Consider the following 10,269-nt stretch of genomic DNA (forward strand, 5'->3'; position numbering starts at 1 on the left):
ATCATATGGCAAAAGGCTTTTTATCTATTTAGATAATTAGAATCATTTACACCAAATGAAGTTTAGCAATTATAGTTCTGGAATCAGAAAGGATTTCAGACATCAACAATATCCTAAGGAAACGCGCAGACATAATCTGCAGCCATCATCACACATCTATTTTGACACACAGCCGGCCAATCCAGATGATGTCGTGCAGGACATCACCTTTTTCATGCTGGAATCCGATGACAAAAAAATCGCCGACGAAAGACTTCAAGCTGGCATTCAGACAGTTCGCCGGAGAGGACTCCAAGTACAGCACAAAAAATCCCAGTTCATGAGCTATTGAATATCGAAAGAAGCAAACTAGCAATCCTGCCTTTTCTAAAAATAGAATCCGATAAGGATTTTGCTCCTTATCTTATAATTATATTTACTTTTTTGGTGACTTTCTTGTAGCGGGCATCGCCTTTGAATGTGACTTTTACTTTGTATTTTCCTTTTTTTGCAAGTTTTTTGATTTTAAATATTGCCTTCCCATTTTTGTTGGTTTTTGCCTTGTATGTTTTTCCTTTGATTTTCAATATCACTTGAACCTTCTTAACAGGTTTTCCATTTGCTTTTAATGTTATTGAGTATTTCTTTACTTTTGTTTTTGCTTTGAATGTCTTCTTTTTGGCTGTCAATTTAAGGCTTGCCTTTTTGACCACAACTTTTGCTATTGCCAGCCCAGTGTAATTGGCATTGCCGTCAAATAGTATTGAAACATTGTAGGTTTTAGGAAGCAAATCTCCAAGAGAAATTCTTATCTGCCCGTTTTTATCAGTGGTGTAGACATTCATGCCATTTAGAACAACACTTACTCCAACACCAGTTAAAGGGTTTCCATTATGATCTTTTACAGTAGCCACAAGGTTCTTATTTACATTGTAAATTGTTGTTATTTGATTTGCATCAATGGTAGCAGTTTCTTTGAAGATAGTTAGCGTAGCCGAAGCGTTTGATGCTAAAAAATTTCGGTTTCCAACAAAACAGATATCGGCAACATGAGATCTTGCTGCCAAACCTTCTACAGATATCTTTATCCGGCCGCTGTCATCGGATGTATAACTTTTCACGCCATTCAAATCAACAGCTACATCAACACCCACCAAAGGTTTGCCGTCGCCATAGCTTAGATTAATAATGAAAACATCATCACTGCCATATGTGGCAAAAACCTTTTCTGATATGATTTTGGTTGTGTATGGAACTATATTAACTGAAACGGTGGCATTGTTAACTCCCATATATTTATCGATGCTTAAAATAGCAGTATAATTGCCGGCATCTAAATTAACAATCCACCCTTCACTGCTTAAAGCATAATATGTGCCAACCAATGTTTCGTTTTGATAAACACTGATTGTGGTGTTGAAACCATTGTAATTCATCCCATCCGCTGTTAAATTGAACAGCAACCTTTCATTGGAATCAAATACGGAATTGAAGTCATCAACAATAAAATTAGCTGGAACGAATGTTGTTTTAACGCAATCGTTATCTTCAAAGCAGCAAAGCAGTGCGGTTCCGTAGTATATGGCACCACCCTCAACTGCAGTGTTCTGCTTGAAGATGCAAGTAGCTGCACTGCAGTTATACATTGCACCGCCACATCCTTCTCCAGGATACAAGGATGTATTTTCGGCAATATTGTTGTTGAATATGCAGTCCCTAGCTATACACCCATTCATTGCTCCTCCAACGACTGCATGATTATTTGAAAAGATGCAGCCTGTTGCATTGCCCTGATAGATTGCACCACCCCTATAAGAACCATCTGAAGTGAATGAACAGTTTATTGCACTGCCTCCAAACATTGCACCCCCGAGTGTCTGAGCATAGTTATTTGTGAAATTACAGCCCATTGCATTGCACTCACATAACGCTCCACCGATTGAACCTGCCTTATTGTCAGTGAATGTGCAGTTTGAAGCAGTGCCCCCATTCATTGCACCGCCACTATCGTCTGCCCAATTGTTTTTGAATATGCAGCCCACTGCATTGCTGCCCCATATTGCACCACCATAACACTGTCCTCCTTGTTCAAAATCATCTGATACCCTATTGGCTATGAAAGTGCAGTTTGTTACATTGCAGTTATAAGCTGCCCCACCACATGCGTTGTTAACATCTATAGCAGCATTTTCAGTGAATATGCAACCTGTTGCATTGCAATCATACAATGCACCGCCACAACAATTTTCACCTGTAACGGAGTTTTTGGTGAAGTTGCAGTTTAATGCAACGCCTGAATAGATGGCACCGCCTTGAAATGCAGAGTTTTCAGTGAAGTTGCAATTCAACGCATTGCATTCCCATATTGCACCACCATCGTCATCAGCCTTATTTTTATTAAATGTGCTGTTTACCGCATAACCCAAATAAATCGCGCCACCATTGGATGCAGTGTTTTCGGTAAAATTGCAGCCTGTTGCATTGCAATTATACATTGCGCCACCATTGTCGTTTGCATGGCTTTCGCAGAACTCACAGTTGATTGCAATGCTGTTATACATCGCGCCCCCGTCATACCTCGCATGGTTCTTTTTGAATTCGCAGCCCATAGCCAAAGAGTTAGAGACCGCTCCTCCCTCCCATGCATAATTGTTGTGGAATGTGCAGTTTATTGCCACCCCATTATCAACTGCACCACCCTTGAATCCATCATTTCCATCAAAAGTGCAATTTATGGCAGTGCATCCACTCATCACACCACCTTTATTGTTCTTGAAGTGACAGTTAATGAAAGTGCCAGAACCCGAAATACAATATCCACTGTCGGCCTTACCATTTTTAAAAGTTAGATCATAAATTGTGACATTGCTGGCACCTATCCAGCAAAATGTCGCATGTTCATCCTCACTTGCCTTTGCATCTATCGTATGTCCATTACCGTAAATGGTCACTGAATGAGTAATGGAAAAACCGCCAATATCCTGCGCAGGATATGAACCACCATAGTTATAATCCTTATGTATATAGACTATATCGCCACCATCATTGATTAAATTGGACAAGTCCTTATAAAAATGATTATTATCAGTTTCAAGAATCTCATCATTATCACTGCCACCATTCAGCTCATCATCATCTGTACTTACTGAAACATTTTCATTAAGGTTTTCCTCTAAAAAAAGTTCCTGACCATCGTCTGCACTTACATTATCCATGGCAAGATCGCTTGCGGCACCAACTGCCGAAATGGAAAAAATGGCGACAATGAGAATAAGTGCAAATATGCTCCATCCCCTGTTGCTCATATCACCTTCTCCTAAAAATTTTTAAAATGGCGCATTTCCATTTATTGAATTTTATCTTATAGGTTTTCGTTAATTATTTTCACACAGATATCCCTTATCTCTTCAGCCCTTTTGCTGTCACGGGATTCGAGAGTTATTCTGATATAGTCCTCGGTTCCTGACGGCCTTACAAGCACCCAGCTGTCATCGGAAAATGTCAGCCTCACGCCGTCAAGGGAGTTCACGTCAACTATATCATCAAAAGCGTCCCTGAGGAGATCTTGCATATTTTCCATTACCTTGACTTTTGCCTCTTTTGAGCAGGTAATCTTTTCACGGGTATTAGGATACTGCGGAATTTGGGCAAGCAATTCTGAGAGCTTTCCGTCCCTTGAAACGATTTCAGCCATCCTCAATCCTGAAAGGATTCCATCCGGACACATGCAGAAGTCCGGGTGCAGCCATGTTCCTGAAGGCTCCCCTCCGAATGCAGCATCCCTTTCAATTATGACTTCCGCCACATTGACATCTCCAACCGGAGTCCTCAATACTTCACCCTTAACGGATTCGTCCATGCACAGTCCCGCATCAACGGTGGTTACGATATCCCCTTCGAATTCCTTGGATATCAGTGCCAGAAGTGAATCAAATGGGGAAATGTTGCCCTTTTCATCGACTGTTATCATCCTGTCGGCATCGCCGTCATGAGCTATTCCAAGATCTGCCCCAATGGCAACGACGGTTTTCATCAGGGTCTGCAGGTTTTCGGCATTTGGCTCAGGGTTTCGTCCCGGGAAAAAACCGTCCGGCTGTGAGTTCAGGGTTGTCACTTCACATCCTGCCTTTCTAAATACTAAAGGTGATATTTCGCTTCCGGCTCCGGATGCGCAGTCAACCACAACCTTCAGGCCTTTTTTGATGTCAACCATGTCCACCAGATCATCAATGTACCTGCCCTTGATTTCTTCATTCACGCTCAACTTGCCGACGTTTTCCCAGCTTACTGAAATGTAATCCCTGTTGGCATATATCTCTTCAATCTTGCGTTCCTGAGCTTGGGTGTATGCCATTCCGTTTTTATTCCAAAGCTTTATTCCGTTATATTGTGACGGGTTGTGGGATGCGGTGAGCATAATTCCTGCATCGGCGTCGAGTTTTTCGGTAGCATAACCAACCAATGGAGTCGGAACCATTCCTATCTTAACGACATCAACTCCGCTTTCCAAAAGTCCTGCACATATTGCCTGGTCAAGCATCTGGTTTGTTGTACGGGTATCATATCCGATTACGACTGTACCCTTATTGCCCAGATAATATGCCAATGACTTTCCAACATTCAAGGCCAGTTCACAGGTTACCTCCGAGCCGATGAGACCTCTGATTCCTGATGTTCCGAACAGTTTCTCCGCCGCCATTTTCTCACCTATGCACCGAATTTATGGGCATAATTCATTAAGTCCATCATGATGTTCATTACGTCTGAGCCTCTGATTCTGTTCAATCCTCCTTTTGCACATGCCCTTTCGGAAAATTGAGTCACATCATCAGTTCTCACTTCAGGACCTCTTATAACAACAGGCACAGGATCTCCGGAGTGATTCATGACTGATATTGGGGTTGAATGGTCAGCTGTCAGGTAAATGTAAACGTCTTCAAGCTTGATGAGTTCGCTCATGACCACCTGGTCCACCTTTTCGATGAATTCCTTTTTCTCCTTGGTCTGGCCGTCGTGACCTGCCTCATCCGCTCCGTCGATGTTTATCAAAAAGAAGTCATGGTCTGAGTTTTTGACCTGGTCTATGATTGTGTCACGTATATTGTCAAGGTTTGTATCGATTCCGCCGGTGACATCCTCCATTTCAATGATGTCCATTCCTGCAAATCTTCCGATTCCCATAATCAAACCTGTTTCGGCAATGCATGCTGAATTCACTTCGTATTTCTCATTCAGTGATTCCACAACAGGCACTTCCCCTGCACCACGAGGGATGACTATGTTTGCAGGAGGTTCGCCCTCTTCAATTCTTTTTAGGTTTACCGGATGGTCCTTGACCATCTCATAAGTCTTTACAACCAGCTTGTTCAAGATGTCTGCAGTCTTTGCAGCTTCTGGTGTGTCATCCAATGCCTTTACTTCTTTAGGTTTGTTTCCTTCGACTTTAGGGTCGGCATCGCTTACCTTATCGGAAAGCCCTTCGCCTCTAAGCACCAGCACTGCCCTGTGGCCGGTTGATTCCTTAAATATGATTTTTACATCAGGATAATCGTCCAGAACCATTGTGTTAAGGACATCTACAATTTCCTTGGTCCCTTCCTTGATTCTTCCGGCACGCCTGTCGGTAACAATCAAATCCTCATCGGCTGTTGAGAAATTGCACCTGAATGCAATGTCGCCGGGAAGAACTTCCACACCCACTCCGTTGGCTTCAAAGGGACCCCTTCCGGTGTATACCTCATAAGGGTCGTAGCCCAATATTGACAGGTGTGCGGTGTCACTTCCAGGAATGATTCCTGGAGCGATTGAATCCATAATACCAGTAATTCCTTCTGCAGCCATCCTATCCATGTTTGGAGTGTTTGCTGCTTCAAGAGGAGTCTTATTTCCTAATTCCTTAATTGGACGGTCCCCCATACCATCCATAATTAATACAATACCTTTCATTAAATATCACCTAATAATATATTCAATAATAATATTAGCATTCAATAGTTAAATAATTTGTTTAAAAAAAAGTTAGATGAGTAAAATTCCAACGATTGCACCGACAATTGTGGCCATCAGATTAACATGCTCGTTTGTTATCATTCCCCTATTCTCAAATAGGGCTCCTAAAATACTGTCTGTAAAGCAGCCGACAAAACCTGATATTACTGAAACAGCAATTGCAGACAGAGGGCTTGGAACGATTCCGAGAAGCCATGCAACTATACCGATTATGGCTGCGCCGACAATACCGACAACAGTTCCCAGAACTGAAACGGCACCATTGGTACCTGGGTCCACACTCTGAAAAGTGGTAATCAGCCTTGGATGAGGATCAAGCACCCCTATTTCAGAGCCTAAGGTATCGGCTGTCGCTGTTGCAATTGCGCCGATGAAACCTCCCACAAACGGCAGGTAATATCCTCCGAATGCAGCCATGAAACAGGCAACAACACCGTTTGAGATAACGTTTTTGGATGTTCTTCTTCCTTCAAACTGGCCAAGGGACCTCTTGTATTTCTTTGAATACTTTGTGGCAAGAAGTGACATCACAAGGAACAGCACAATCAGAAGCAGCCAATTCACTCCCGCAGAGAAGATGATTACAATGCCCATTATAATCATGACTGCTGATCCGAACAGATCAAGTGATTTCCTGTAATACGTAATGAATCCCAAAATAAATAAAAGGAGTACGTAAACCCAATTTATCATTACTGCCTCAACCATAATTATCACAATTTCTTTATTTAATAATGTTATGTTCTAAATAATATAAATAGATTTTTTATCAGAAATCCATTCAATAAATCAGTCCAAAAAAACTATCAAAATAAATGAAAATTCGATTAATTAAATTAAAATAAAACTCATAAGTATGAAAAATCTTGACTGTAATTTCAAGCAAAGATTAGTCGATAGCAGTAATTACGAAAATAAAATCAGGTAATCTATATGAATCTGTAAAAATCAATAAATTTCTAAAAAAAGTAATAAAAATGGAAGCGGTTAAACTTCCATATTCAAATTTTGATCAACTATTTTTTCACTTTCACTTTACCTTTTACGGTGTTTTTGTAGTAACTTGCAGTGTAGGTGTATTTTTTACCTTTCTTGAGCTTTTTGGTAACTTTCTTCTTAATGGTTACTTTAGCAATACCTTTTGAATTAGTCTTAGCATTGTATTTTTTGCCTTTGAACTTGAAGACAATCTTCTTGCCCTTGATAGGTTTGCCGTTAGACCATTTGAGTTTGGCCTTAAGGACTAATTTTTTACCTTTTTTGACTTTGACAGTCTTTTTGACTAATTTAAGGGTTTGTTTTACTACAAGTTTATTGCTGACCTTAGTGTTTTTGTATTCTGCAGTGACTGTGTATGTTTTCGGATTCAAGTTGATTTTGAGTCTTGCATATCCGTCCTTGTTGGTCCTTACGGAATAGTGGATGTTATTTGCCATGACATCAACAAACTCTCCTTCACCAACAGGTTTACCGTCATCACCAATAGCCAATACTACATAGTATGTTCCGTCCATAAAGTCCATTGTAATGTCCTTGTTTTCAAGTAGACGTTTTACGATTGTGACTTTTGCAGTTCTTTGCTCGCCGGTCACTGGGTTGACAACAGTTATGTCATGGGTTCCGACAGACAAGTGTGAGTTAGTCAAGTATCCAATACCCTGATCATCTGTTTTGACAGTGTAGGTTTTTCCGTCAACAATGAATTGCACATCAGTGTTCTTGAGCACGTTGCCTTCCTTGTCAAGGAATTCAGCCTGATAGTCGTATGGGCTGTCCCAACCTCTGCTCATTTGTTCATCATTGTTGATTGACTTGAATACAGTAATTGTCTTGGTTACTGTTTTTGAATCGTACTTGTCGTCTCCGCTGTAGACTACCTCTACATCGTGTGTGCCTTCGCCTACGCCAGGAATTGCAATGGTGTTTTCTCCACCAGTCACATCTACAACTTTAGTTGTATTTCCTATTTTGACGGTCACATTACCTTTTGCATCTTCAGGAACTGTCACTTTAACAATCACATCATTGCCTACAACAGTGTTTCCTACATCAATGCTTACGTCACCATCAATTTTTTGTGCTTCGAATGAAGTTGATGAAGCATTAGAGAGGTACTTGTCATCGCCCAGGTAGGTCGCATTCGCGTCAAATGTGCCTGACTGTGAAACTGTAAATGTTACTGATTTGGTTTTAGTTATGTTAATACCGTATTCGGTACCGTCCACAGTGACAATCACATATCCGGTTGCATCGCTTGGCAAGTCAGATACGGTAATTGTTACTTCAGCACCATTTACTTCAGCTGAAACAGACATTGAAGCATTGTTTTTGAATACTTTGAACTGTTCAGTAGTTGAATTGAATTCATAGTAGTCGTTACCTGCGTATGTTGCGATAATAGTTTTATTTCCGGCATTCAAGTTTTCAACATTGAATGTTGCTTTTCCGCCATCTATCTTAGCGGTGTAGTTTGCGCCGTTTATTTCAATGGTTATATCGCCTGTAACATTTCCGTCGACTTTCACAACAACATTGACGACATCTCCGACTTTAGCGTCTCTGACTTCAATGGACATTGGAGTTGCATATTTAGGAACGTGTATTAACTTGGTAGTTGTCACGTTCAATCCGTCCTGATTGATGAATGTCACTGTAGCGTTGTAGGTTCCAGGAAGTTCACCAACAAGATCGATTCTTGCAGTGCCGTTTTCAACAGGTGCAATGTATGTATTGTTTCCGATTTGAACAGTTACGTTTCCGGTAGCATTGTCAGGAACGGCTACAATTATGGTTCCGTTTCCTAATTCATCAATATTGACTCCTTCCTTAGGAGGTTGAGGAGCAACATTAATCTTATCGGTAACAGTAACAGGATCGTATTTATCATCACCGTTGTATGTTACGGTCACATTGTGCTCACCTTTAGGAACATCGAATATTGGGATTTCGTTTTCACCGCCAGATACAGGATAAGTCTTAGTGATATTTCCTATTTTAACAGTCACATTACCAGTGGCATCTTCAGGAACAGTCACTTTAACTATTGCAGGTTCGCCTTCAGTAATGTTTCCAACAGTTACATCGACATCAGCACCAGCAACTTTAGTGACTATCACTTTAGCAGAGTTATTATTGCTTGAGAGATACATGCCGTTTTCAAGGTAAGTCACTTTAACATCATGAGTACCGTTTGTTAATCCAGTGACACTGAGTTGACCTGCGCCACCTGTAAGGTTTACAAAGTATTTGAATCAACAAGTGCAATTCCATCGTATCCTGAAGGACCGGTAATCTTAATAATCGCATCTTCTCCGACTTTAATTTCATCACCAGTTACATTTACGTTTGAAGCACGTTTAGTCACATTGAACTGTTCTGTAGTGCCGTTAGAGAGATATGAGTCATCACCAGCATAGGTTGCAACAACTGTTTTTACACCAGCAGTCAATCCTTCAATTTCAAATACGGCTTTTCCGTCAACAGCGGTCTTGTTGTATTTCTTACCATCAATTTCGATAGTCACAATGTCTGTAACGTTTTCAGGAACAGTCACTACAATTCTTGTAACGTTTCCAACAACAGTATTATTAACTTCAATGATTATTGGAGTTGGATTCTTAGGAATTGTAACAACTTTGGTAACTGTAATGTTAGAGTAGTTGCCGTCACCGGAGTAGATTACAGATACTTCATGAGCTCCAGGAGTTTCATTTCCAAGATTGATGTATGCTGTTCCGTTGGTAATGTTTACAACGTAAGTGTTGTCACCGACTTTTACGGTCACATTACCTGTAGCGTTTTCAGGAACGGTCACTTTGACAGTGCCGTTGCCTAAGTCTTCTACAACAACATCATCAGGGCTGAGTTTAGCCTTGCCGACGTTAAGTTTAGCGGTTGCAACATCAGATACATACTTAGTATCACCATTATATGTTGCGGTAATGTCATATTCGCCAACTTTCAAGTTAGGAACAAGCAATTGAGCTTTGCCTGAAACAAGACCGACAGTGTATGTTTCATCACCGACTTTTACGGTCACGTTGCCTGTAGCACCATCAGTCACGGTAATATTCAGTACTGCAATTTCACCGGCAGTGATATTGTCGAATTTGACTGTGACTTCAGATGCAACTTTGGACACAACTATCTTAGCGGTGTCGTTGACACTTGAGAGATACTTGTCGTTTTCAAGGTAAGTCACTTTAACATCATGAGTACCGTTTGTTAATCCAGTGACACTGAGTTGACCTGCGCCACCTGTAAGGTTTACAAAGTATTTGA

Annotated in this window: 7 protein-coding genes; 1 reads left to right on the forward strand and 6 read right to left on the reverse strand. The window is 40.9% G+C overall.

The window, feature by feature from the left end:
• The first annotated feature begins 55 nt into the window (after positions 1-55).
• Entirely contained in the window at positions 56-331 is a 276-nt protein-coding gene (locus QZ138_RS06855; RefSeq protein ID WP_292887842.1) for a hypothetical protein, read from the forward strand.
• A gap of 67 nt (positions 332-398) precedes the next feature.
• Here the strand turns inward: QZ138_RS06855 and QZ138_RS06860 are convergent, their stop codons facing one another.
• The 6 genes from QZ138_RS06860 to QZ138_RS06885 form a co-directional block, all read right to left on the reverse strand.
• On the reverse strand, positions 399-3,284 hold the full coding sequence (locus QZ138_RS06860) for a hypothetical protein (RefSeq protein ID WP_292887844.1): 2,886 nt from the start codon (positions 3,282-3,284) through the stop codon (positions 399-401).
• A gap of 56 nt (positions 3,285-3,340) precedes the next feature.
• The gene (glmM, locus tag QZ138_RS06865) at positions 3,341-4,678 is read right to left on the reverse strand and encodes a phosphoglucosamine mutase (RefSeq protein ID WP_292887847.1); all 1,338 of its coding nucleotides are present in this window, start codon (positions 4,676-4,678) and stop codon (positions 3,341-3,343) included.
• 8 nt (positions 4,679-4,686) lie between these two features.
• Positions 4,687-5,925 carry a 2,3-bisphosphoglycerate-independent phosphoglycerate mutase gene (locus QZ138_RS06870; RefSeq protein ID WP_292887849.1) on the reverse strand — a complete coding sequence of 413 codons (1,239 nt, stop codon included), beginning with the start codon at positions 5,923-5,925 and terminating at the stop codon, positions 4,687-4,689.
• Positions 5,926-5,997: 72 nt separating this feature from the next.
• Positions 5,998-6,696: a TIGR00297 family protein gene (locus QZ138_RS06875; RefSeq protein ID WP_292600646.1), complete on the reverse strand. Its 699-nt coding sequence runs from the start codon at positions 6,694-6,696 to the stop codon at positions 5,998-6,000.
• A gap of 308 nt (positions 6,697-7,004) precedes the next feature.
• Complete coding sequence (locus QZ138_RS06880; protein ID WP_292887851.1) at positions 7,005-9,158, reverse strand: Ig-like domain-containing protein; 2,154 nt, start codon at positions 9,156-9,158, stop codon at positions 7,005-7,007.
• A gap of 65 nt (positions 9,159-9,223) precedes the next feature.
• Positions 9,224-10,269: Ig-like domain-containing protein (locus QZ138_RS06885; RefSeq protein WP_292887854.1), on the reverse strand; the 1,046-nt coding region annotated here is incomplete at its 5' end.

It is taken from the genome of Methanobrevibacter sp. UBA212, assembly GCF_905233225.1.
GTDB lineage: Archaea > Methanobacteriota > Methanobacteria > Methanobacteriales > Methanobacteriaceae > Methanocatella.